Raw genomic sequence first — 25,406 nt, 5'->3', positions numbered from 1 at the left:
TCATGGGTCAATTTATTATTCAAGGTGGCTGCCAATTAAATGGCGAGGTTACTATTTCTGGTGCAAAGAATGCGGCATTACCAATTTTATTTGCCACTTTGTTATCAGAGGGCGATATTAACTTAAGTAATGTACCGCTTTTAAAAGATATATCTACAACGCTTGAGCTTCTAAAAGAGCTAGGTGCAACTGCTAGTCAAGATCAACACACTGTTCATATTAATGCAAAAGACGTTAAAAACTATACTGCTTCTTATGAATTAGTGAGAAGTATGCGAGCTTCAATTTTAGCGTTAGGTCCTTTAGTTGCACGTTTTGGTGAAGCAGATATCTCATTACCTGGCGGTTGTGCGATCGGTGCTCGCCCTGTGAATTTACATATTCACGGTCTAGAGCAAATGGGCGCTACGATTAAAGTAGAAGACGGCTTTATTAAAGCTCGTGTTGACGGTCGTTTAAAAGGTTGTCATCTATACATGGACCTTGTGAGTGTTACTGGTACAGGTAATTTAATGATGGCTGCATCACTTGCGGAAGGCATTACAACCATTGAGAATGCTGCTAAAGAACCTGAAATTGTCGATCTTGCTAACTTTATTAATGGTATGGGCGGTAAAATTACTGGTGCGGGCACTGACACTATCGTTATTGAAGGTGTTGAAAAGCTAGGTGACTGTGCTTATCAAGTACAACCTGACCGCATCGAAACAGGTACTTTCTTAGTAGCTGGCGTTGTCAGTGGGGGTAAAGTACGTTGTGTTAAAACTGATCCACTACTATTGACTGCTGTATTATCTAAATTAGAAGAAGCTGGCGCATTAGTGACTACTGGTGATGATTGGATTGAAGTCGATATGACTGGCCGTACTTTAAAGTCAGTTAATATTACAACAGCACCACATCCTGCTTTCCCTACCGATATGCAAGCACAATTTACTTTGCTTAATACTGTTGCTCCAGGTACTGGTCGTATTAAAGAGAATATCTTTGAAAATCGCTTTATGCATGTCCCTGAATTAATCCGTATGGGCGCTAACATCGAGTTAGATGGTAACTTAGCTATTTGTGGTGATAACGATAAACTAAGTGGCGCAACGGTCATGGCGACTGATTTACGTGCTTCTGCAAGTTTAGTGATTGCTGGTTTAATCGCACAGGGCGAAACGACAGTTGATGAGATTTATCATATCGACCGTGGTTATGAAGCGATTGAAGATAAACTTATTCCACTTGGTGCTAAAATGCGCCGCGTAGAATCTTAGTTTTAAAAACTTTACTGAATAGATATATCTATTCTATAAATAAAAAGAAAGCTTCGGCTTTCTTTTTTTATATCTAAAATTCAAAGATATCATCTTTATAGAAGGGGTGATAAAAGCAGAGTTATATGAATAGAAACAAGAAGATAAACAGAAAAACGATTAAAAATGTAGGTTAAATTACATGTTGTTTTTTAGTGAAAAGAGTCATTTTTTTGCTCTACCTCACTTTTATGTTGGGATTTTTACTATTGATAGTAGTGCATGAACCATTTTTATTGTTGTAACTCACCAATTTCTACATCAAGTATTTGTTCTTTACCTTGTCTTAATATAGTGATTTTTGTATTGGTTCCAGGTTTTATTTTGGCTATTTTATCCATTGTGACAATAAGATTAATAGCATCTTTGTCGTCAATTTTTAAAATAATGTCATTTTTCTGCATACCCGATCTGTGTGCTGGCCCGCCATCGGTTATTTTTTTAACAATAATACTATTTTTAGCTTCTAAGCCCCATAAGCGAGCGACTAAAGGATCTAGGTTTTCAGCTTCAATGCCTAATGAACCACGAATAACACGACCATTTTTGATGATACTTTTCATTACATGAGAGACTAAACGATAAGGGATAGCAAAACTGATACCATAAGTAACGTTACTGGTGCCTGTGTAGAACTCTGATGTGTTAATGCCCACTAACTCTCCTCGACTGTTAATCAAAGCCCCGCCTGAGTTACCTTCATTAATCGCTGCATCGGTTTGAATAAAGTCTTGGCGACCAGTACTACTCATACCACTTCGACCTAATGCACTGATCACTCCTTGAGTAATTGTTTGACCAAGGTTATAAGGGTTACCTATCGCTAAAACCGCATCCCCTATTTCAGGAGAGTAATCAGGATTTTGTGGCATAACGGGGAGATCTTCACCGTCAACTTGTAAGACGGCTAGGTCAGTAATAGTATCACTACCGATAATAGTGGCTGTAAATAAGCGCCCATCTTGTAAAGCAATTAGAATTTGATCTGCTTTAGCAATAACATGATAGTTGGTTAAAATGTAGCCTTTAGCATCAAGAATAATGCCTGAGCCTAAGCCTGTAGGCTGTAGTTGTTGTTTATTACCGACACTAGAATCAATGTATTGCTGAGAATATATGTTAACGACGGAAGGTGCTGATTTTTTGACAGCATCAGAGTAGCTAATAACCTCTGGTTGATAACTGCTGTTATTGCTTACACTTTTAAATATTATTGGGCTGTAGATAATTATTCCAGCAAGGAATAATCCACCGAGAATAGGTTTTATTAAATAGTTTGAGTAATGCTTCAGCTTCATATATTTTTATTGATACGCAATAGATACAAAAAATTGAAGTTCAGTATATAGAAAAGTAACGGTTGGCGGAAAATTACTTTCTATTTAATTAACATAGCGCAAAAAAAAACATCGCTCTAAAGCGATGTTTTTAAATATAAAAAACAATAAACAATAAACAATAAATAATAAACTTATTGTCACTTATTTAGTCTGGTTTTAAGAGATAACGTGTACAGAAGAGGTATTAGTTGTACCTGAATCTACTAATGCACCTGTTACCATTACTACTTTATCGCCAGCAACCACTAAGCCTTGTTCTTTTGCGATATCCATACCTAGTTTGTAGAAGTCTTCCATTGAAGTTTGTTGTTCTACTACTTTAGCTGAAACACCTTTAGTTAACGCTAATTGTTGGCGTGTTTTAGGATTGCTCGTTAATGCTAGGATAGGCATTGATGGGAAGTACTTACGAAGTGAACGAGCTGATTTACCAGCACCTGTTGCAACGATAAGTAGTTTAGCACCTAATTGCTCAGCATTTTTTACTGCTCCGCTACATACTGCTTCTGTAATGCGAAGGTCAGCTTCTTTCTCATCAGTTACTGAGTGTAGAACACTGTCTGTACGCGCACAGATAGAAGCCATGATTTCAACTGCTTCAGCAGGGTATTTACCTTTAGCTGATTCACCTGACAGCATTACTGCATCAGTACCGTCGATGATAGCATTTGCAACATCACCCGCTTCAGCACGAGTTGGACGAGGGTTTTTGATCATAGAGTCAAGCATTTGTGTTGCTGTAATAACAGGCTTACGCGCTTTGTTTGCTTTTTCAATCATCATTTTCTGTGCAAAGATTACTTCTTCAACAGGAATTTCAACACCTAAGTCACCACGAGCAACCATGATAGCGTCAGAAACCGCTAGGATTTCATCGAAGTTATCAACACCTTCTTGGTTTTCAATTTTAGAGATGATTTGAATCTTTTCGCCGCCGTTTGCTTTTAATAGCTCGCGAATTTCTAGTACGTCTTCTTTCTTACGAATAAATGACGCTGCAATGAAATCTACATCTTGCTCACAACCAAAGATTAAATCGCCTTTATCTTTTTTAGACAAAGCGGGTAGTTGAACTTTAACACCTGGTAGATTAACACCTTTGTTTTCGCCTAATTCACCGGTGTTCATTACAGTACAAACAACGTTTGTATCTGTGATGCTTTTAACTGTCATTTCGATTAGACCATCGTCTAATAATACAGTGTTACCAACCACTAGGTCTTTTGTTAGGTTTTCGTAAGTTACTGCAACGATGGTGTTATCACCAACGATTGTTTGGTCAGTAGAAAGTGTGAATTCTTGACCTGCAGTTAATAATACATCGTCACCGTTTTCTAGCTTAACAGTACGGATTTCTGGACCTTTAGTATCTAATAGTACTGCAACATTTTTGCCTGTTTCTTCACATACTTCGCGGATACGTGTGATACGTGTTCCATGTTCAACGAAGTCACCATGTGAAAAGTTAAGACGCATTACATTCATGCCGTTCTCAACTAGTTTTGCTAACATTTCTTTAGATTCTGATTTTGGGCCTATCGTACATACTATTTTAGTTTTTCTCACCGTCTTTTCTCCAAGAGTGATTGTGCTTTTTTACTTACTTTTACTTACAAGTTTTATTGAAACTGTTATTTTTATAATTTATGTTGTGTATTTTACAAGAAATTATCGAATAAAAAATTATTTATAATCAATAAAGGCTTATTAAGCGCATATTTCTGTAAATTTATTACATTTTTTTGTGATCTCAGTCTAATATTATATAGATTGGTCGGTTATTACGCATGATATTCAAGGCTCTCATGTTTTTAGCTTTCTTAAGTTCAGCTATAAGTTGCTGTTGATTCGTCACTTTAGTGCGGTTTACTGCAATGATCACATCACCTTTAACGATACCTAAACGATCGGCGTCTGAATTTCTTTCAACTTGCGCGACATTAATACCTGGAATAAGTTGTCCTTTTTCTGCGTCTTTTAATATAGCTCCTTCAAATATAATAGTAGGGGACTTAGTCGTTGTTGTTAATGACGTTGAACCTTTACCTCCTAAAATAACGGTGATTGTTTTTTCTTGATCGTCTTGCATGACATTTAGTATTACTTTTTTTCCCGCACTTAACGTACCTATTTTAGCTCGTAATGCAGCAAACGATCTAATATTAGTTCCGTTAACTGAAGTGATTACATCGCCTGCTTTTAATCCTGCTTTATCTGCTGCTGAGTTTGGCGTTACTTGATAAATAAATGCACCATGATTGATGTCTAATTCAAAGCTTTTTGCTAATTCTGGTGTTACTTCTCCACCTTTGATACCAAGTATGCCACGACGAATTTCACCAAACTCTGAAAGTTGTTGAGCTAGATTTTTTACCATGTTAGCTGGAATCGCAAACGCGATACCAATGTTACCTCCATTAGGTCCTAAAATAGCGGTATTAATGCCAATAAGCTCTCCCTTCAAGTTTAATAGTGCACCACCGGAGTTACCGCTATTAATAGCAGCATCGGTTTGGATATAGTTTTCTAAGTTTTGTAGGTTAAGTCCGCTACGGCCAAGTGCGCTGACAATACCGGAAGTGACGGTCTGACCTAAACCAAATGGATTTCCTATGGCAATAGTAAAGTCGCCCACTTGTAATTTGTCGGAGTCAGCAAATGTGATTGCGACCAAAGGGGTCTTACTTTTTATTTGTAGCAATGCAACGTCACTTTGTGGATCTTGTCCCACTACGGTGGCTTCATGTTGACGTCCAGAAATAAGAGTAATGATGATTTTATCTGCATGTTCGATAACATGATAATTAGTGATGATGAAACCTTTTTGCGCATTGATGATAACGCCTGAACCTAATCCTGAAAAAGGTTGGGGGCGAGGTTTAGATTGCGCAGAGGCATTAGGTCTAAAGAAATCTAATAAGTCTTTTGAATCTTGAGGGGAGGTTTTATTCCCGCCTGAAACAGTAATATCAACGACTGCAGGGCTTACCTTTTTTATCAGAGGAGCGAGGCTAGGTAAATTATTACCGTCGATTGCAGTCGGTAAGGCTGCGCTAACATTAATGTTAATTAATAGTAAAATTGAAAACAGCAAGGTTTGTATAAAACCACTCATTTTGATTCCTTATTCGTTTTTACTGAACTTTTTGATGATTGATTCGTAATTATCTATCAGAATAACCTGCTATATAATAATAGTTAAATTTGTTTGAGATGTTTATTTCTCGTCTTTTTCGCGAGATATGCCTCAAAACTTATTTAACATTTTAAATGTCTCTGTATAAAGTACTTCAAAATATGTTATATAAAGGTTAATTTACTGATTTATTAAGACATTAATGTGACACCACTTTCTTTATATCAAGCAGACCTATTAAAACCCAATTTCTTTGCTGACGACGCACAGTTGCAAGCAATTACCATGCTACAACGATTATATGATGAATTGTTAGAAAATCAGACTAAACCAGAGCCAAAAAGTTCTTTATTCCAGCGTTTGTTCAGTTCTGTTCCTAAAGCTAAAAATAATATTAAAGGCCTTTATTTTTATGGTGGTGTTGGACGAGGTAAAACTTATCTTGTTGATTTATTCTTTCATAGTATTCAAGGTAAACGTAAACAGCGTCTGCACTTTCATCACTTTATGTTGCAAGTGCATAAAAAATTAACCTTATTACAAGGGCAAGTCGACCCTTTGAAAGAAATCGCGAAGCAATTTGCCAGTGAAACTGACATCATTTGTTTCGATGAGTTTTTTGTTGAAGATATTACCGATGCGATGATTTTAGCTGGCATGTTTGAAGCTTTATTTGCCGAGGGAGTTGTATTAGTTGCAACGTCTAATATTCACCCTGATCATCTATATAGAAATGGTTTGCAAAGAGCTCGATTTTTACCTGCCATCGATCTTATTAACAAACATTGTGAAATCTTTAACTTAGACGGCGGTAAAGATTATCGTTTAGGTCGTTTAATTGACGCTGAAATTTATCACTATCCTCTTGATCAAGAAGCTGCATTACAGATTAAAAATAGTTTTGAAACTTTTTCCTCTGGTGATAAAGAGTACAATCACACCATTACCATTAATGATAGACCTCTCAATATTATTGCCAATAGCTGCGATACACTTAGTATAGAATTTAGTGAATTGTGTGATGGGCCTCGTAGCGTTCATGACTATATTGAATTAGCCATCTTATATCGCACTGTATTAGTGTCTAACATTCCCCAAATGACAGAACAGCATAATGATTTAAGTAGACGCTTTATTGCGATGGTCGATGAATTTTACGATCGTAACGTAGTGCTTATTATATCTGCTGAAGTCAGCGTATTAGAACTTTATAAAGGCACTCGTCTTGCCTTTGAATTCCAACGTTGTGTTTCTCGTTTGTTAGAAATGCAAAGTAAAGCTTATTTAAGTAAGGCACATCACCTCGATATATAATAACCTCCCATCGTTTATTACTTTACTAATGAAGCAAGTGATTAGATAAGTAATGATGTAGGCAAATAAGTAAATATCGCTGATTGTTAACAACTATTAACGAACTGTGAGAAACTTGTTCATAAAGTTGTAATAAACAGGTGATCTCTGGCTCAATTTTCTATATAATCTGGCCGCCCACGTTATCCACCTCCCCAATTGTTATGGTGGATCTGTTTACGCTAGACGTATTCGAAGGGATACGGAAAGGCGAAAAATACATTTTTGGCTGCAATTTATGTAGTCATATTTTTTTTAAATCATTAATTTGGGTATAACTTAATGAAAACTTTTGTTGCAAAACCAGCTGAAGTAAAACGCGACTGGTTCGTAGTTGACGCTGAAGGTAAAACACTAGGTCGTTTAGCTACTGAAATCGCTTTACGTTTACGCGGTAAACATAAAGCTGAATACACTCCTCATGTTGATACTGGCGATTACATCATCGTTATCAATGCTGAGAAAGTTACTGTAACTGGTAACAAAGCTAAAGGTAAAATTTACTACCACCACACAGGTTTCATCGGTGGCATTAAAGCAATTAGCTTTGAAGACTTGATCGTACGTGCTCCTGAGCGTGTTATTGAAAAAGCTGTAAATGGTATGCTGCCACGTGGTCCTCTAGGCCGCGCAATGTACCGTAAATTGAAAGTTTATGCTGGTACTGAGCATCAACATTCTGCACAGCAACCACAAGTTTTAGACATCTAATAGGAATATAAAACAATGGCAAATCAATACTACGGCACAGGTCGTCGCAAAAGCTCTACAGCTCGTGTGTTTATGAAAGCAGGTAGTGGTCAAATCACTATCAACAAACGTAACCTAGATGAATACTTCGGTCGTGAAACTGCATGTATGGTTGTTCGTCAACCATTAGTGTTAGTAGACTCTGCTGAAAAATTCGACCTAAACATCACTGTTAAAGGTGGTGGTACAACTGGTCAATCTGGCGCAATCCGTTTAGGTATCACTCGTGCATTAATGCAGTTTGATGAGACACTACGTTCTGAATTACGTGGTGCAGGCTTCGTAACACGTGATGCTCGTAAAGTTGAGCGTAAGAAAGTCGGTTTACATAAAGCACGTAAACGTCCACAGTTCTCTAAACGTTAATTTCGTTTTTACGAATTGCAAAAAAGCCCAGTTTATACTGGGCTTTTTTTTACTTGTTTTTTAGTGGATCGCGCTTTAAAGTTAATCAATTAATAATAATAGGAGAAGGTCATGCTAAATAAGACCATGGTTGAAAAGTTGAACGAACAAATTAATTTAGAGTTTTACTCTTCAAACTTGTATTTACAAATGAGCGCTTGGTGTGAAGACAAAGGCTATGAAGGTGCTGCGACTATGTTACGTAAGCATGCTACAGAAGAAATGGAGCATATGAATCGCTTATTTACTTATGTTAGTGAAACGGGTGCCTTACCTATTTTAGGTTCAATTGAAGCTCCACCAGTTGACTTTGAGTCATTAAAAGATGTATTTGAAGCAACTTATGAACATGAATGTTTAATTACTAAAGAAATTAATGAATTAACCCATGTTGCATTCACAACGCATGATTATTCTACTTTTAACTTTTTACAGTGGTATGTCGCAGAGCAACATGAAGAAGAGAAGCTATTTAAAGGTATTTTAGATAAAATCTCTTTAGTGGGTGAAGATGGTAAAGCGCTATATTGGATTGATAAAGATCTTGCTGAAATTGCAAAAACAGGTTCAACATCTATTATGGACGCCGCTGTTTAAACCTTCAATGTTGAGCTGTCTTTTTGATGCAAAGCAGTTCTAATGAGAGCATGGTCAACTAAGCCATGCTTTTTTCGTATTTCCCCGTCAAAAGTAATGGTAATGGCTTGTAAATGAGGGGCGATTTCTTTAAAATTCAGCCAGTTTTTATGTACATTCGTAATTCATGTTTCAACGGATTGATGTAAACCCCCCAGTTTTATATTTTTTGAACTGCTTTTTTAGTAGCTCACAATGGAGATGGTTAAATGAGCAATGTGCCTGTTAATTCTGGTCGTCGCAAGTTTCTAACACTAACAACGGGAGTTGTTGGTGCTGTAGGGGCTGCCGCAGTAGCAGTACCTTTTGTGAAATCTTGGAGTCCAAGTGAAAAAGCTAAAGCTGCTGGTGCGCCAGTTAGCGTGGATATTAGCAAAATTCAGCCAGGTCAATTAATTCGTGTTGAATGGCGAGGCAAACCGGTATGGGTTGTTTCCCGAACACAAAAAGTAATTGAAGAACTCGCGACATTAGATAGTAAATTACGTGACCCTGAATCGAAAGAACCCCAACAACCTGAATATGCGACTAATGCAGGTCGTTCTTTAAAACCTGATTTATTTCTTGCTGTAGGTATCTGTACTCATTTAGGTTGTTCACCAACTTATTTACCTGATTCATTTAATGAGCAAGTTGAAGGCGTCGAATCTGGATTCTTCTGCCCATGTCACGGTTCAAAGTTTGATATGGCAGGGCGTGTATTCCAAAACGTACCTGCACCATTAAATTTAGTGATACCTCCACATTATTATGTGGATGAGACAAATATCCTCATTGGCGTAGACAAAGGAGATGCCTAATGCTTAAAAAATTAGTGATGGGCGGCATCGATTGGATCGATACTCGTATCCCAATGACGGAAACGTGGAATAAACATCTTGCACAATACCCGACTCCCGTTAACTTTAACTTTTGGTACTTTTTTGGTTCTTTAGCAATGTTAGTGCTAGTTAACCAATTATTAACTGGTATCTGGTTAACAATGCATTACAACCCATCTGCAGCAGGCGCATTTGCTTCTGTAGAGTACATCATGCGTGATGTTCCTTATGGTTGGTTATTACGTTACATGCATTCTACCGGGGCTTCAGCATTCTTTGTCGTTGTATACTTGCATATGTTCCGCGGCTTAATTTACGGTTCATACCAAAAGCCACGTGAGCTTATTTGGATCTTCGGTATGTTGATCTTCTTAGTGCTAATGGCCGAAGCATTCATGGGATATTTACTACCTTGGGGACAAATGTCTTTCTGGGGAGCACAAGTAATTATCTCACTATTTGGTGCGATTCCAATTATTGGTGATGACTTAACACTATGGATACGTGGTGATTATGTTATCTCTGGTGCAACACTTAACCGTTTCTTTGCATTACATGTTGTGGCGTTGCCATTAGCATTAGTTGCTTTGGTATTTTTACATATTGTTGCTTTACACGAAGTCGGTTCTAATAATCCAGATGGTGTAGAGATTAAACGTAAAAAAGGTTCTGCGACTGAAGAGGAAAAAGGTCAATTTACTTTCCATAAACAATACAGTGGTAAGAAAGATATTGTCGATGCTATTCCTTTCCATCCGTACTTTACGGTGAAAGATATCATGGGTGTATCGTTCTTCTTAATTTGTTTTTGTGCGGTTCTTTTCTTTATTCCTGAAGGTGGCGGTTATTTACTTGAAGCGCCTAACTTTGAAGCTGCAAATGGCTTGAAAACACCAGATCACATTGCGCCAGTTTGGTATTACACACCTTACTATGCAATTCTACGTGCAATTCCAGATAAACTTATTGGTGTTGTGTTCTTTGGTGGGTCTATTGCAATCTTGTTCTTATTACCTTGGTTAGACCGTTGTAAGGTTAAATCAATTCGTTACCGTAGTTGGAAGCATAAGCTAAATATTACACAATTTATTATTTGTTTCATCGTGTTGGGTGTATTAGGTACGCTAGTTGCGACGCCTTTATATACATTGATTGCTCAGATAGCATCTGTCGGATACTTTGGTTTCTTTATTGCCCTGTTTATTTACAGTAAAAATGAGAAGACTAAGCCACTACCAACGAGGTTGACACACTAATGAAAAAATTATTGATAGCCTTAGTGGCAATTATACCGAGCCTTGTTTTTGCAGCAGGCGGTGGTGTTCCTTTAGATAAAGCAAATTATGACTTGACTGATAAAGCATCATTACAAAATGGCGCTAAATTATTCATGAACTACTGCTCTGCTTGTCACTCTACTGCACATCAACGTTACCAACGTGTTGCAACTGATTTAGGAATACCTGACCAGATGATGCGTGATAGCTTGATCTTCACAGATAGCAAGATTGGTGAGCTAATGATTAACAGTATGGATAAAAAAGATGCTGCTAAGTGGTTTGGTAATCCTCCATTAGATTTAACGTTAGAAGCCCGTTTACGTGGACCTGACTGGATATATACTTACTTACGTTCTTTCTATAAAGACCCTAATCGCCCATTTGGCGTGAATAATGTTGTCTTTAAAGATGTGGGTATGCCGCATGTATTAGAAGAGTTACAAGGCATTCCTACTGCTATTACGGAAACTCATGTTGATGAGCAAGGTGTCGAACATCTTACGGTTGTCGGACTTGAAAGTAGTGGTACAGGTGAGATGTCATCCGATGAGTATGACGAAGCGGTACTAGATCTGGTAAACTTCCTAGTCTATTCAGGAGAGCCGAACAAACTTGAACGTCAAAGCTTAGGTTTTTGGGTAATCGGTTTCTTAATAATCTTATTTATACTGAGTTACTTATTGAAGAAAGAGTACTGGCGCGATATTCACTAAGCACCAATATCATTTCTCTCATTTTTTCGGCAATGGCGTCACTGTGACATCATTGCCGTTTGTGTTTTTTAAGCACACATTTTTAACTACTAGGGGTATTCCATGGCTGTAGCTGCAAATAAACGTTCTGTAATGACGTTGTTCTCAGGACCATCTGATTTATATAGTCACCAAACACGTATCGTGTTAGCTGAAAAAGGCGTTAATGTCGACATCACGACTGTTGATGACGAAAACCCATCTGAGGAGTTAGCTGAATTAACACCAAATAGTGATGTTCCTACATTGGTTGATCGTGAATTAGTCTTATATAATTCACGTATTATTATGGAATATTTAGATGAGCGTTTTCCTCATCCACCACTTATGCCTGTATACCCAGTTGAACGCGCTAAAAGCCGTTTATTAATGCAACGTATAGAAAGCGAATGGTACCCATTAGTTGCTATTGTTATGTCTAATGATGTTGCTAAAGCTGAAGCTGCTCGTATTAAGTTACGTGCTAAAATTCTTGAAGTAGCACCAGTATTTGATCACTTCTCTTACTTTATGTCTGAAGAATTTACGATTGTTGATTGCTACATGGCACCATTATTATGGCGTCTACCAGAATTAAAAATCGATTTAGGTTACGATAATGTAACGGGTCTAAAAAGCTACATGGTTAAAGTATTCGAACGTGAATCATTCCAAGCTTCAATGACTGAAACTGAGCGTGAAATCCGTATCGGCGGTTAATTCTTTAAATTGGTAGGTATTTAAAATGTCGGAAATGTTAGTACAACGTCCTTATCTAATGCGCGCTTTCTACAACTGGATAGTTGATAGTGAATGCACGCCTCATGTAATTGTTGATGCAACAAAACCACATGTTGATGTACCACAACAATTTGTTGAAAATGGTAAGATCGTATTAAATATTGCACCTAGTTCAGTGATTGCTTTTTCTTTAGATGATGAGGCATTATCTTTTAATGCTCGATTCTCTGGTCAACCAATGCAAGTGTACGTTCCTTTATATGCTATCGAAGGAATTTATGCGCGTGAAAATGGTGCTGGTACCATCTTCCCTGAAGAGCCTGCTTATGAAAAGTTTGATATGCCTTTACAGTCTGTCGAAGACAATAAAGAAGCAAATCCAAGCACTAAAGGTTCAGGTAAGAAGCCGACATTAACAGTGGTGAAATAACTGGTTAGCTTAATAATTGACTAGTTTAATAACATATTTAACTGTTATTAATATTTAATTAGAAACCGAGTTTTACTCGGTTTTTTTGTTTTTATACTTTATTAAATGCTTAACTTTGTTGGACGTCAATAAACTCAAGTAACTGTAATATTAACAGTAATATTAACAGTAATATATTGTATCCTGAATTCAACTAATAAGTCCGACCTTCACTATCGCCGTTATCACTTATCCTTTGAACTATTACGCTTAATTAGCTATCTTAACCATTCCTTGCAAAGACTCCTCTCAAGCACATAAAGCAAAAACTATTTACAAATTATTTAAAAAGATGCCATTTCCATTAATTACTTTGAACATGGAGTTTCGATTTCTTCGCTATTTAGTATTAAATCTATTTCTTTAATCTATCAATTAACACTCAATATATTGCTATCCATAGAGGTTAACTTATCGGTATTAGATGAGCTAAGTGAGGTGCTGCAGAAGAGGAAATATGAAGAAAGATAAGGCATGTTCATCATTAATTACCATTATCGAAATGTAGTGGTAAAGAATGAATAATTAAAAATTGAACGAAAAAAAGCCCGTTACCATCATGGTAACAGGCTTATAAATTTAATGACTCATTATGAGGTTATGATTGATTTATGTTCAGTTAAGAAGCTATTTCAACTAATGGGGTTTCTGCAAAATGTTTCTTACAAAAAGCGACACGTTCTTCTACCGTCATTTGCTCTGCATTGGTTAAACTTTCAATAAGCTTTAAACGTGGCAGAATACCTGTCCCATTAGCAATTTGAATCGCTAACCCTGGACGAGCATTAAGCTCTAATAACATCGGCCCCAAATCACGGTCGAGTACCATATCGGTGCCAAGGTAACCCATACCAGACATTTCGTAACAGCTTGCTGCTAGATAGATTAAACGCTCCCATTTTGGTACGTTAAGCAGTTTTAGCTCTTTATCTGTATCTGGGTGGCGTTCAACAGGTAAATCGAACTGAACAGCGTTAACGGCTTTCCCTGTCGCTATATCAATGCCTACACCAACAGCGCCTTGATGTAAATTAGCTTTACCATCGGAAGCGGCGGTTGATAGACGCATCATCGCCATCACAGGGAAGCCTTTAAATACGATCACTCGTACATCAGGCACACCTTCAAAGCTAAAACCATCAAAGGCACTATCAAATTGAATTAAGCCTTCTACAACAGCGAGATCTGCACTTCCGCCTAAACTAAACAATCCAGCTAAAATATCAGTGACATGACGTTTTATCTCAGCAAGTGTTTCTTCATTACCATTAGGTTTGTAATAACGGCCATTTTTTATTTTGGTAATAACCAAAATGCCCTTACCACCACTGCCCTTTGCAGGTTTAATAACAAATCCTGGGGTATCTTTAATAAAATGTTCTACGTCTTCAACTTCAGCTTGCATCGAGATAACACCAAGTAGGGCTGGAGTCGTCACATTTGCTTCTCGTGCAATGATTTTGGTTTTTAGCTTGTTATCCACTAAAGGATATAAGCGACGCGGATTGTAACGACCAATATAACCACTGTTACGTTGGTTCATCCCCATAATGCCTTTCTTTTTTAACTTAAAAGGACTAGAAAAAAACATAGTTTATTCCTTGTCCGCTAGAGGTTTAAAACGACGTAGCTCTAACAAGCGGTAACCTGTGTAACTACCTAACACCAATACAAAAGCCATTACTACAAACTGCAAACCAATAAAGTTAAACATCAGGTGACGAGCAACTTCGTTACTCATGACGAAGTAAGCGAGTACCGCAACAACTAAACTACCGCCGCCTTGGGTAAAGACTTCTTTTGGACCTTCTTCTTCCCACAGAACAGACATACGCTCAATCGTCCAAGATAGGATGATCATTGGGAAGAAGGTGACTTTTAAGCCTTCCGTCAAACCTAATTTGTAAGATAGAACACCAAATAGCGCGATCAATAAAATAACCATGATGATCACGGTCGATATTCGAGAAACCAGGAGTAAGTTAAGATGTGATAAGTATGATCGAATAAACAAGCCAACGGCGACCAGTAAAATGAAACCAACCAGACCAGTGATTAAGCTCGTTTGTATGAAAGCCATTGCAATTAACACTGGCATGAAAGTACCTGAGGTTTTTAATCCTATTAGCACTCGCATGATCACTACAATCAATACACCTAACGGGATCATTAAAATACCTTTAAATAAAGACTGATCTTCAACAGGTAAGCTATGAATCGAAAAGTTAAATAAATGTTCATTATCTGTTTTTTGTAAGATAGCTGCGAGTGCAGGCTGATCTTGTTGGATCATTGAAAAGCTTACTTTTGAGTTAACTCCACCGGTTAATTCTAATAAGGCTTTTCCGCTTTGATCCCATAATAATAGATCACTACGATCCACTTCTTTTACTGATGAAGCATCAAATAAACGAGACTCAATTTTTCCATCTCTCTCTTGAAAAACTTCAATTAACGGTTGCAAATGTTGGCGACGGCGACCGTCTTCTAGTGTTAATGCACCAATTCTTTTTGTTGGAATTTTAGCTTCATTTAACAGCGTAATGAGTATGTCAGTTTTTGATGCTTTACCTGCTAAGACTAAACTAACATTCTGGTTAGGATCGCTTGCATTAAGTTGCTTTAATACTTCTCGTGTGAAGCTAAATGCGTCAGCACTCGTTTTTAAAGCATCTTTTATAATATCTGAACCAGCTGCTAAATCAGCAGCGACGCCAGCTGCTCCGTATTCTACTTCATGTAGTTTAGGCATTTCGGTAATCGATTGATCGGTGCTTCCATTATCAACTAATAATTGAATATTATAATAAAGGGTTTGAGGTCCATTTATTTCACGGATAGTCCACTGTGCTTGCGGGTTATTATCTTCATACAAGAATGATAAACCGTAACCAGGAGATGCTGCATTTTGACTTATTTGTGTATAGCCAGCTTGGCTATTGGGCGTCGTTAATGAAGCAAGAACAGGCTTACCTGTTGCTTCAAATTCAACTTTAGCATCGATGTTCCATACAGAACGAGTTTCACCAGGCATCCATGGAATATCAAATGCTAAATGACGTTGTACAGTCTGAAATATCCCCAGTAAAAATAACCCAGCGACTAAAGTAAAAAAGAAAATACGAGCATTCATAAATATGGCCTATTTTGTATCTTTTGGTTGATATTTCGGGTAGATATAATCTTTACTCACATCGACGACAATGACATCTTGCATAAAGCTACGACCAATTAAAACGGCATATTCCATATGCTGACGGTCGGTTAAGGTAAACTCTGAACGATGTGCAACGCCACCAATTCTGACATGGAGTTCAACAACAGGACGTCGATCGAATTCACCTGGTTCGCTTGACTGTAATATTCTTACATAACGAAGGACACGTGCTTCAATGATTTGATCTTTTTCATCTGCATCATGTGAAATGTTGAATTTAACCCAATCTTTTCCATCACGTTCAAATTCTTGAATATCTAATGCATTGATAGAAGACGTTGCAGCACCGGTATCGATACGTGCTCTAAAATTTTCTTTTGCTTTAGTGACATAAATCCATTCAGTTTGACCTAAAATAGTTTTATCTGAAGTGGTTTTATTGATGTTTGTTTTAGTTACAACGTTATTACTTCTTTTTGTTGATTTTACCGCTGCAGCTTTCTGTTTTAATTTTTCATCAAGTTCCAATTTCTCTTGTTGTGCTTTTTCTAAATCTGTTTTATTTTTTTCTAATGCTTTTTGTTTTTCTTCTATATCTGCTTTGGATTCTGTTAAAGCAGTTTCTAAATCTACAATTTTATTGGCTTGTTCTTGAAGCGTTGTTTGTACTTTTTGCGCTTCTTCGTCTGTTGAAATAGAAATACATCCAACGGTCAAAAATAAGGTTGAAAGTGTAATAATGGCCGTTCTCTTAAAAAGCATGAAGGTTCCTTTGATAGAAGTTAAAATTAAAAAAATATGGTATCAGTTTGCATTATAAATAGCAGTGTTAAATTCTGTTAATGAATGTTTGTTTATATTTAAACTGCCTTTAATTAAGTGGGTAAAACATTTTTCAGCCAATGTTTTTTGTGGACTCGATGTAATACGAGCAATACTTTAATTAATTCTTCTGATAATGCGACAATATAGGCTTCAACTAAAGTGAAGTTATAATAAGTCACTGCCATAAACGTTAAAGGTATTCCGATACACCACATACAAAAAATATCCATGAATGTGCTGTAATTTATATCGCCTCCACTACGTAATACGCCGATAATCCCAATAAAGTTTATTACTCGTATAAATAAAGCACAGGCGAGTACTAATAAAACCTGTGAAGCACTTGCTGTCGCTGATTCTGACAGAGTTGGAAAAAAAGATAATACTGGCTCTCTAAAATAAATAATTAACGGTACAAACACAAACGCCAAGATTGGGACAAATAAAATAAACGTCCAAGCTTGTTGCCATGCTCTATCAAATGCCTTTGCACCTAATTCATGGCCAATCATTGTTCCACTTGCTATTGCTACACCAATAAACAGTGCGAAAATAGTTTGTTCAATAGTCGACACCATACTCATCACTGCGAGTTCTTGTACGCCTATCATTGCAAAGATTAAGGTGTATACAAATACGCCTAATGCCCAGCCGCTATCATGTAATATCATCGGAATCGCTAGTTTCAAATAGCGACGTATATCAAGTATTGATAATGCTGCTTTAACCTCTTCTGTACTGGCAATAACAAAGGTTCGTTTTTTCGCAATAAACAACATTAACAATACCATTTGAATCGCTCGGGCTAAAAAAGTTCCCCAAGCACTGCCTTCTACTCCCATTGCTGGTACACCCCAGTGTCCAAAAATAAGAATGTAATTAAAGAAAGCATTCAGTGGTAATACCAAAAAGCTAATATTCATCGCTGTTTTGGTATCACCAGCGGAGCGTAATGCGGTTTCCAATGGCAATACAACGGCAATAAATAGAAAGCTATAAGCCGTGATTTTTAAATATTGATCTGCATAGTTTAACAACTCAAGATCACTACTTGCTAAACCTGTCACGGTACTGGGTGAAAGTGTATAAAAAAGAACAAAGGGGAGGGTGATTAATAAGCTGATTAAAAGAGAAGTCACTAAACTGCGACGTAACCCTGACAGTTCTTTTGCGCCATAATATTGAGCTGCAAGTACACCGCCTGCATGGCTAACGCCAACCATCATTAAAAGGTTAAAGAAAAAGACTTTATTACCTAATCCTACTGCGGCAATTTCAGCTTCACCTAACTGACTCACCATTAAAATATCGACTAATCCTAAAAACGAATATAGTAATGATTGTAAGGTGATTGGCAGTGCGATAGTCCAAAGCTTTTTCTGAAAGGTTTTGTTTTGAAAAGTGATTATTTTATTTTTCATAAAGCGCCTTAATAAACTTATTTATATAAATAGTCATGAAAATAATGGTTCACTAAGGCGTTACGATTAAGCTGCTTTTCTTTTAACTAAAAACAATGCTGATAGTAATGATAATAGGCAGAAAATAAATAAAGGAGTCTGACCTATTTGTTGATAAGGCGTTTGGCCATAAGCGGGTTGAACTTCTCGTCGTAATACCGCATCAGTATTTGAAGGTAAGCGTCCAAGTTCATTGCCAAAACTGTCATAAATAGCGGTAATACCATTGTTGGTACTGCGTAATAATGGGCGACCAAGTTCAATGGCGCGCATTCTCGCTATTTCTAAATGTTGAGCTGGACCAATTGAATGGCCAAACCAAGCATCGTTACTTAATGTGATGATTAATCCTGTTTTTTCATGGATGTTTTTACGCAATAATTCAGGGAAAGCAATTTCGTAACATAAGGCGGGTGCGAGTGTGCTGTTTGAAAATTTCAAGTTTTCTTGTATTTCGCCGCCACGTTGAAAGCTCGACATTGGCAAATTAAAATAGGGTGCTAAAGGGCGTAGAAGATCTTCAAAAGGAACAAATTCGCCGATCGGTAATAATTGATGTTTAGCATAGCGATTAGGGCTTGTTTGCGAGTAACCTTGGCCAGGAGGTAGTTTACCTAACATAATAATACTGTTGTAATAATCTTTGTTATTCACATCGTAATTAATGATACCTGTCAGTAATGCTTTATTTTCTTCTGTAAACTTCAACGATAAAGATTGTAAGAAACGTTGCATATCCACTTCAAGACCTGCAATGGCAGATTCTGGCCAAATGACAAGTTCGGTTTCTGTCGATTTTTCAGCGGTAATCAGGTCATTTCCGCTGTTATCTTTGATATTGCTAATCCCTGACAATGCTAAATATTTTAATATAGAAGGGTAGAGTTCGTTTGGTTCCCACTTTTTGTTTTGGTCGATATTACCTTGTACCAAAGCGACTTTAATTGCTGGTTGTAATTCAGTAAAAGTGAGTTTTTTCAAGCTATAACCACTCATCACAACGGCCAGTATTAATAATGACGCCAGCTTTTGTGACTTTTTAAGAGTGAGTAGAGTAAGGCAAGCACAAATAAGTAATATCGCTAAGGTGATACCTTGTACGCCGAGAATAGGTGCAAAACCAACTAATACTGTATCTGCATGGCTATAGCCTAAGTAAGCCCAAGGGAAACCAGTTAATACCCAACCTCTCAGCCAGTCAGTTATTAGCCATAAGCTAGGCATTATTAGCAATAATCGAATAACAAGTGATTGTGTTGGTATCTTATAAGTAAGCCATAATGCTAGAGATGGGAATAGGGCTAAATAAGCACACAGTAAGACAATTAATAATGCGCTAATAATCAGTGGCATGCCACCAAAAAGGTCCATGCTGACATAGATCCAATGTAGGGTGGCAACAAACATCGAGAGATTAAAAATAAAGCTGACTAAAAACAGCTTTTTATGTTGCTGTTGAACTTTTTTGAGCAATAAAAACATACCGACAAATGATGGGTATAAAACCCACCATTGCTGAAAAGGAGCAAAAGCAAAAACTTGTATCGCGCCTAAAAATGCCGCCGTTAGTAATTGTACAGGTAAAGAAGAAACCGCTTTATTCAGTAATTTGCTCAGGTATTTTTTCAATCTTTTTTAGGCTCTTTTTTCAATTCTTTTGGCACACGGACTTGCAGTTGTACTAAACGACGATTATCAGCATTAGTGACTTTAAACTTATGCTCATTAATAGTTATCTTTTCGCCACGGCTAGGTAAATGCCCGAGTTCATGCAAAATTAAACCACCAATCGTATCTTGAATATCAATGTTGTAATCAGTTTCGAAGAACTCATTAAAATCAGCGAGTGTGGTTAATGCACTCACGGTATAAGTACGTTTACCTATTTTACGAATTTCATCTTCTTCTTCGTAATCAAATTCATCTTCAATTTCACCCACAATCACTTCTAAAATATCTTCGATGGTGACTAAACCCGATACACCGCCATATTCATCAACAACAATGGCCATATGATAACGTTGGCTACGAAACTCTTTTAATAAAGTATCTAGTCGCTTACTTTCAGGGACGACAACAGCTTCGCGAAGAATGTCTTCTATTTTAAAATCATCAGGATCTGAGCTGAAACCGTATTGTATAAGATCTTTTGCTAATAACAGACCCACAACGTGGTCTTTATCTTCAGTGATAACAGGAAAGCGAGAGTGGGCAGAGTTAATAATTTCAGGTAATAACTCTTCAACTGGTTGGTGTAACCCCAATGTCACCATTTGTGAGCGTGGGATCATAATATCTCGAACACGCATTTTAGATACGTCGATTACACCTTTTATCATTTCTTTGGTTTTTTGATCGATAACTTGACGCTGTTTAGCGCTCTCAATCACATCTAATAATTCATCTTGGCTTTTAGGCTCACCTTGAAATAGGTTACCGATTTTATCGAACAGACCTTCTTTAGGTTGTTCGTTACTAGACTGAGAATCTTCCGACATTAATTTTATTTACTCTTTTTCGCTTAAATAAGGGTCACTATAACCTAACTCAATCATGAGTTTGGTTTCGATACTTTCCATGGCTTCTGCTTCGTCTTCTTCAATATGGTCGAAACCTAAAAGATGCAGTGTGCCGTGGATTGTCATGTGTGCCCAATGTGAAATTAACGGTTTTTGTTGCTCCGTTGCTTCTTTTTCAACCACTGCTTTACAGACTACCAGATCCCCTAACAAAGGCAATGTGATCCCTGGTGGATTCTGAAAAGGAAAAGATAACACATTGGTTGATTTATCTTTTCCTCTATATTGATGGTTTAATTCCTGACTTTCTTCACTATCTACAATACGGATGGTCAATTCAGCTTCATCTCGTATTTGCTCGCTAGCCGCAATAACAGTTGCACTAACCCAAGCCTCAAATTGTGCTTGCTCAGGTAACGCTTGCTGGCTTTCACTAGCAAGCTGTAAATCAACGTACAATTCCATTAAGCGTTTCTCGCTTCACTTTCTGCTATTTCAGCTTTTCTATCAAAGGCATCATAAGCTTTAACAATACGCGCGACTACCGGATGGCGTACAACATCGTCTGCTAAGAAAAAGTTAAAACTGATACCGTCATCGACTTCACCTAATACTTCAATCGCGTGGCGTAAACCAGACTTTTGATGGCGAGGTAAATCAATTTGCGTAATATCACCTGTAATAACCGCTGTAGAGTTAAAACCAATACGAGTTAAGAACATTTTCATTTGTTCTGTCGTGGTATTTTGGCTTTCATCTAAAATAATGAATGCGTCATTTAAAGTACGTCCACGCATATAAGCAAGTGGTGCAATTTCAATGATGTTTTTTTCTATTAACTTTTCAACTTTCTCGAAACCTAACATTTCAAATAAAGCATCGTATAAAGGGCGTAGGTAAGGATCTACTTTTTGCGATAAATCACCCGGTAAAAAACCTAGTTTTTCACCCGCTTCAACAGCAGGACGCGTTAATAGAATACGACGTACTTCTTGACGCTCTAATGCTTCTACAGCACAAGCGACTGCTAAATAGGTTTTACCTGTACCAGCAGGGCCAACGCCAAAGCTGATATCATTACGTAAAATATTACTCACGTATTTTGTTTGGTTTTCACCACGTGGTTTAATCACGCCACGTTTAGTTTTAATTGTTAGGCTCTTAAAACCAACTTCTTCAGACGCGACGCTGACTTCCAATAAACGATGTTCACTGATTACGTTTTGCAACGCTAAATGTACATCTTCATCAGATAAACGTGCTGCTTTGCCTTTTATAGACTGAGTTTCAATGTATAAATCATTGATTAACTCGCTACCGGCTTGAGCGTAACGTTCCTCACCCACTATTTGAAAGTGTGCATCTTTATAAATTACTTCAACACCTAAACGACGTTCTATTTGTTTGATGTTGTCGTCAAAAGAGCCACATAAAACCGCTAGGCGATCTTTATCTGCAGGTTCTAAATCAAGGTGTAATGTAGTTAATTTTGTGGTCAAATTTAAGGCCTTATTTATTTTGGATAAAAGTCATTCTAAGCAAAACTTATGCAGGAATAAACGTTTCAACACCTAATTTTTTTGCTTTGCTTTTCACAATATCACTTGGGCGAATTGATTCACGTAGATTCATTTCTGCTTCACCACGGATAAACTTACCACGAATTGAGTTGGTATGTACTTCAGTAATTTCAACATCAACAAAACCACCAATCGAACGATGGTCTCCTTCAAAGTTTACAATTCGGTTATTCTCAGTACGACCACATAATTCCATGATGTTTTTACGAGAAGGGCCTTCAACTAAAATACGTTGTACAGAACCCACCATACGGCGACCAATTAATTGAGAGTGCTGATGTATTCTATCTTGTAATATCGCTAAGCGTTTTTTCTTCGTCTCTAAGGTTACATCATCCGGCATATCTGCCGCTGGCGTACCAGGACGTTGGCTGTAAATGAAGCTATAACTGGTATCAAAACCAATGAAGTTAATCAGATCCATTGTTTGTTGGAAATCTTCATCCGTTTCATTTGGGAAACCAACGATGAAGTCAGAGCTAATAGTAAGATTAGGGCGAACCAATTTTAATGCGGCAATTTTTTCTTTATATTGCGCCACATTATGGCCACGTTTCATCATGGTTAAAATACGGTCAGCGCCTGCTTGAACTGGTAGGTGTAAAAAGTCCACTAATTCCGGTGTGTCACGGTAAACATCAATAATTTCATCTGTAAAATCAATTGGGTTACTGGTTGTGTAACGTAAACGATCAATGCCATCAATAGAAGCAACGTAACGTAGTAATTCAGAGAAACTACACTCTTCACCGTCGTGCATATCACCAATGTAAGAGTTTACATTTTGACCTAATAAATTGATTTCACGAACGCCTTGCTCTGCAAGTTGTGCCACTTCTAATAGAATATCGTCTAATGGACGACTAACTTCTTCGCCACGCGTGTAAGGCACAACACAGAAAGTACAGTATTTTGAACAACCTTCCATGATAGAAACAAAGGCGGTTGCACCTTCCGCTCTAGGCTCTGGCATCGAGTCAAACTTTTCAATTTCAGGGAAACTGACATCGACCACATTACCTTTATTTTCTTTCACGTCTTGAATCATTTTTGGTAAACGGTGTAACGTTTGTGGTCCAAAAACAATATCTACGTAAGGAGCGCGACGACGAATAGCTTTACCTTCTTGCGAAGCAACGCAACCGCCAACGCCAATAATGATGTTAGGATTTTTTTCTTTTAGTTTTCTCCAACGGCCCAGTTGGTGGAATACTTTTTCCTGTGCTTTCTCTCGAATAGAACAGGTATTTAATAAAATTACGTCAGCATTTTCAGCTTCATCAACGGAAACATAACCGTTACTTGCACTTAAAAGGTCTGCCATTTTTGATGAGTCATACTCATTCATCTGACAACCCCATGTTTTAACGTGTAATTTCATGCTCATATTCACTGCCTACCATTGTTGCTATTAGTTGATACTAATTTGTTTGTTTCTTCAAAAGAGGTCGCATTTTACGCACATCAAAGCAATCATGCTACTTTTTGTTTACTCGCTTTACTTTTATTGACCATGATCTAAATATCTTGGTTTTATGACACTAAAATATTAGGTTAATTTTCCCAACAAGGCATCTTTTACGTACAATCATTCATTCAATATAAGACAAACAGTTGAGGGTGTAATGGCAAACAGAGAAATTATCGTTGTTGGTGGAGGGATGGTTGGGGCATTATCTGCATTATTACTTGCCAAACAAGGTGATACATTACACCTAATTGAAAGGTCTTCTTTTACTATGCCAAAGGATGATGATGCCTTTGATCTCCGTGTTTCAGCATTCAGTGCGCAAAGTAAACACTTACTTGAGCAAGCTGGCGTATGGGAAGATATTCCATTAGACAGACTTTGTGCGTATCAAGGATTACATACTTGGGAGCAAGGTAGTCAGAAGCTGATGTTTTCGAGCGATGATATTGGTGCTGACCAACTGGGTTATATTGCAGAAAATCGTTGGATCCAAGCCGTATTATGGAAACGTTTAAAGCAGTTAAGTAATGTTCATTTTTATGAACACTGCGAAGTGATAGATATTGATCAAAGTGAACAACAGGTCACAGTCACTCTTTCTAATCAGCAAGTGATAACGGCTGAATTATTATTAGCCTGTGATGGTGCTAATTCAGGAGTACGTAATCACTTACAACTGCCGGTGACAAGCTGGGATTATCGCCAACATTGTTTGCTCATTAATATTACGACTGACTGTGCACAGCAAACCGTTACTTGGCAAGAATTTAGAGAAACAGGGCCTTGTGCCTTTTTACCGCTGGCCGGTAATAATGGCAGTTTAGTGTGGTATCACAGCCCACAAAAAATAAAGCATCTACAAAGCTTAACCAATCAACAGTTGAAACAAACGATATTGGCTGAATTTCCTAAATTAGATTTTAATTTTGAAGTCGATGCTAAAGGCGGCTTCCCATTAACACGTCGCCATGCAAAGCATTATTATCAAGGGCGTGTCGTGTTGTTAGGCGATGCTGCACATACTATTAATCCGCTAGCTGGACAGGGCGTTAATTTAGGTTTTAAAGATGTGCAATGTCTTGTTGAGTTACTAACGCAATGTAGTGATTTACCAATACCTGAAATGCTAAAACGTTATCAATGCCAACGCCGACCAGCCAATCTTTTAATGCAAACGGGTATGGATGTGTTTTATAAAGTCAGTAAATCGGATTCTGATCTGATACGTGTATTACGTAAAGGCTTTTTAGGGCTTGCTCAGCAATCAGGGCAAGTTAAAAATCGCGTGATGCGTTATGCGATGGGTATAAATTAACGATCGATAAACTATTTAGCCATCGCAATATAATTTCACGCAATAAAAAAGCCCCGCTGTCACTTGAATCTATTTTATCAAGCGACAGCGGGGCTTTTTATTGTTGTTTATAAGTT

23 protein-coding genes are annotated in these 25,406 nt (G+C 37.4%); 11 read left to right on the top strand and 12 right to left on the bottom strand.

The window, feature by feature from the left end:
- Positions 1 to 2 precede the first annotated feature (2 nt).
- Entirely contained in the window at positions 3 to 1,262 is a 1,260-nt protein-coding gene (gene murA, locus Q0794_RS04385) for a UDP-N-acetylglucosamine 1-carboxyvinyltransferase (protein WP_298940449.1), read from the top strand.
- A gap of 272 nt (positions 1,263 to 1,534) precedes the next feature.
- Here the strand turns inward: murA and degS are convergent, their stop codons facing one another.
- The 3 genes from degS to Q0794_RS04370 all read right to left on the bottom strand — a co-directional run bounded on the left by degS (position 1,535) and on the right by Q0794_RS04370 (position 5,756).
- Positions 1,535 to 2,599 (bottom strand): outer membrane-stress sensor serine endopeptidase DegS, encoded by a 1,065-nt coding sequence (degS, locus tag Q0794_RS04380; protein WP_298940447.1) that lies wholly within the window; start codon positions 2,597 to 2,599, stop codon positions 1,535 to 1,537.
- 198 nt (positions 2,600 to 2,797) lie between these two features.
- Complete coding sequence (gene pykF / locus Q0794_RS04375; RefSeq protein ID WP_298940445.1) at positions 2,798 to 4,207, bottom strand: pyruvate kinase PykF; 1,410 nt, start codon at positions 4,205 to 4,207, stop codon at positions 2,798 to 2,800.
- A 184-nt stretch (positions 4,208 to 4,391) separates the two neighbouring features.
- Positions 4,392 to 5,756, bottom strand: a complete 1,365-nt coding sequence (locus tag Q0794_RS04370; RefSeq protein ID WP_298940442.1) for a Do family serine endopeptidase — start codon at positions 5,754 to 5,756, stop codon at positions 4,392 to 4,394.
- 225 nt (positions 5,757 to 5,981) lie between these two features.
- Here Q0794_RS04370 and zapE point away from each other — a divergent pair, with 225 nt between their 5' ends.
- The 9 genes from zapE to Q0794_RS04325 all read left to right on the top strand — a co-directional run bounded on the left by zapE (position 5,982) and on the right by Q0794_RS04325 (position 12,924).
- On the top strand, positions 5,982 to 7,091 hold the full coding sequence (zapE, locus tag Q0794_RS04365; RefSeq protein ID WP_298940440.1) for a cell division protein ZapE: 1,110 nt from the start codon (positions 5,982 to 5,984) through the stop codon (positions 7,089 to 7,091).
- Positions 7,092 to 7,412: 321 nt separating this feature from the next.
- Entirely contained in the window at positions 7,413 to 7,841 is a 429-nt protein-coding gene (gene rplM, locus Q0794_RS04360; RefSeq protein WP_025565146.1) for a 50S ribosomal protein L13, read from the top strand.
- A 15-nt stretch (positions 7,842 to 7,856) separates the two neighbouring features.
- Positions 7,857 to 8,246 (top strand): 30S ribosomal protein S9, encoded by a 390-nt coding sequence (gene rpsI, locus Q0794_RS04355; protein ID WP_025565144.1) that lies wholly within the window; start codon positions 7,857 to 7,859, stop codon positions 8,244 to 8,246.
- Between the two features lie 111 nt (positions 8,247 to 8,357).
- The gene (ftnA, locus tag Q0794_RS04350) at positions 8,358 to 8,882 is read left to right on the top strand and encodes a non-heme ferritin (protein ID WP_298940432.1); all 525 of its coding nucleotides are present in this window, start codon (positions 8,358 to 8,360) and stop codon (positions 8,880 to 8,882) included.
- Between the two features lie 248 nt (positions 8,883 to 9,130).
- Positions 9,131 to 9,721 (top strand): ubiquinol-cytochrome c reductase iron-sulfur subunit, encoded by a 591-nt coding sequence (gene petA / locus Q0794_RS04345; protein WP_298940430.1) that lies wholly within the window; start codon positions 9,131 to 9,133, stop codon positions 9,719 to 9,721.
- Positions 9,721 to 10,998 (top strand): cytochrome bc complex cytochrome b subunit, encoded by a 1,278-nt coding sequence (locus Q0794_RS04340; protein WP_298940429.1) that lies wholly within the window; start codon positions 9,721 to 9,723, stop codon positions 10,996 to 10,998. Before petA ends, Q0794_RS04340 begins: the two co-directional genes overlap by 1 nt.
- Positions 10,998 to 11,735, top strand: a complete 738-nt coding sequence (locus Q0794_RS04335) for a cytochrome c1 (RefSeq protein ID WP_298940427.1) — start codon at positions 10,998 to 11,000, stop codon at positions 11,733 to 11,735. Before Q0794_RS04340 ends, Q0794_RS04335 begins: the two co-directional genes overlap by 1 nt.
- 102 nt (positions 11,736 to 11,837) lie before the next feature.
- Positions 11,838 to 12,473, top strand: a complete 636-nt coding sequence (sspA, locus tag Q0794_RS04330; RefSeq protein WP_298940426.1) for a stringent starvation protein SspA — start codon at positions 11,838 to 11,840, stop codon at positions 12,471 to 12,473.
- Positions 12,474 to 12,507: 34 nt separating this feature from the next.
- On the top strand, positions 12,508 to 12,924 hold the full coding sequence (locus tag Q0794_RS04325) for a ClpXP protease specificity-enhancing factor (protein ID WP_298940557.1): 417 nt from the start codon (positions 12,508 to 12,510) through the stop codon (positions 12,922 to 12,924).
- Between the two features lie 658 nt (positions 12,925 to 13,582).
- Here Q0794_RS04325 and Q0794_RS04320 read toward each other — a convergent pair.
- The 9 genes from Q0794_RS04320 to miaB all read right to left on the bottom strand — a co-directional run bounded on the left by Q0794_RS04320 (position 13,583) and on the right by miaB (position 23,891).
- The gene (locus Q0794_RS04320; protein WP_298940425.1) at positions 13,583 to 14,554 is read right to left on the bottom strand and encodes an alpha-L-glutamate ligase-like protein; all 972 of its coding nucleotides are present in this window, start codon (positions 14,552 to 14,554) and stop codon (positions 13,583 to 13,585) included.
- A gap of 3 nt (positions 14,555 to 14,557) precedes the next feature.
- A complete protein-coding gene (locus Q0794_RS04315) occupies positions 14,558 to 16,096 on the bottom strand; it encodes an inactive transglutaminase family protein (protein WP_298940424.1) in 1,539 nt (512 codons plus the stop codon).
- A 9-nt stretch (positions 16,097 to 16,105) separates the two neighbouring features.
- The gene (locus Q0794_RS04310; RefSeq protein ID WP_298940422.1) at positions 16,106 to 16,882 is read right to left on the bottom strand and encodes an ATP-dependent zinc protease; all 777 of its coding nucleotides are present in this window, start codon (positions 16,880 to 16,882) and stop codon (positions 16,106 to 16,108) included.
- 113 nt (positions 16,883 to 16,995) lie between these two features.
- A complete protein-coding gene (locus Q0794_RS04305) occupies positions 16,996 to 18,366 on the bottom strand; it encodes an MATE family efflux transporter (RefSeq protein WP_298940420.1) in 1,371 nt (456 codons plus the stop codon).
- Positions 18,367 to 18,432: 66 nt separating this feature from the next.
- A complete protein-coding gene (gene lnt / locus Q0794_RS04300) occupies positions 18,433 to 20,034 on the bottom strand; it encodes an apolipoprotein N-acyltransferase (RefSeq protein ID WP_298940418.1) in 1,602 nt (533 codons plus the stop codon).
- Positions 20,031 to 20,903, bottom strand: coding sequence for a CNNM family magnesium/cobalt transport protein CorC (corC, locus tag Q0794_RS04295; protein WP_298940416.1), 873 nt, complete (start codon positions 20,901 to 20,903; stop codon positions 20,031 to 20,033). The genes lnt and corC overlap by 4 nt, the downstream gene beginning before the upstream one ends.
- A gap of 9 nt (positions 20,904 to 20,912) precedes the next feature.
- Complete coding sequence (ybeY, locus tag Q0794_RS04290; protein ID WP_298940415.1) at positions 20,913 to 21,389, bottom strand: rRNA maturation RNase YbeY; 477 nt, start codon at positions 21,387 to 21,389, stop codon at positions 20,913 to 20,915.
- Complete coding sequence (locus tag Q0794_RS04285) at positions 21,389 to 22,423, bottom strand: PhoH family protein (protein WP_160060552.1); 1,035 nt, start codon at positions 22,421 to 22,423, stop codon at positions 21,389 to 21,391. The genes ybeY and Q0794_RS04285 overlap by 1 nt, the downstream gene beginning before the upstream one ends.
- A 46-nt stretch (positions 22,424 to 22,469) precedes the next feature.
- Positions 22,470 to 23,891: a tRNA (N6-isopentenyl adenosine(37)-C2)-methylthiotransferase MiaB gene (gene miaB / locus Q0794_RS04280; RefSeq protein WP_298940414.1), complete on the bottom strand. Its 1,422-nt coding sequence runs from the start codon at positions 23,889 to 23,891 to the stop codon at positions 22,470 to 22,472.
- Positions 23,892 to 24,129: 238 nt separating this feature from the next.
- On the opposite strand from miaB, the gene Q0794_RS04275 reads away from it, so the two are divergent.
- Complete coding sequence (locus tag Q0794_RS04275; RefSeq protein ID WP_298940412.1) at positions 24,130 to 25,290, top strand: FAD-dependent monooxygenase; 1,161 nt, start codon at positions 24,130 to 24,132, stop codon at positions 25,288 to 25,290.
- The last annotated feature ends 116 nt before the right edge of the window (positions 25,291 to 25,406 follow it).

The sequence above is a fragment of the uncultured Psychromonas sp. genome (assembly GCF_947489755.1).
Classification (GTDB): Bacteria; Pseudomonadota; Gammaproteobacteria; order Enterobacterales; family Psychromonadaceae; genus Psychromonas.
This window is presented reverse-complemented; position numbering and strand designations above follow the sequence as displayed.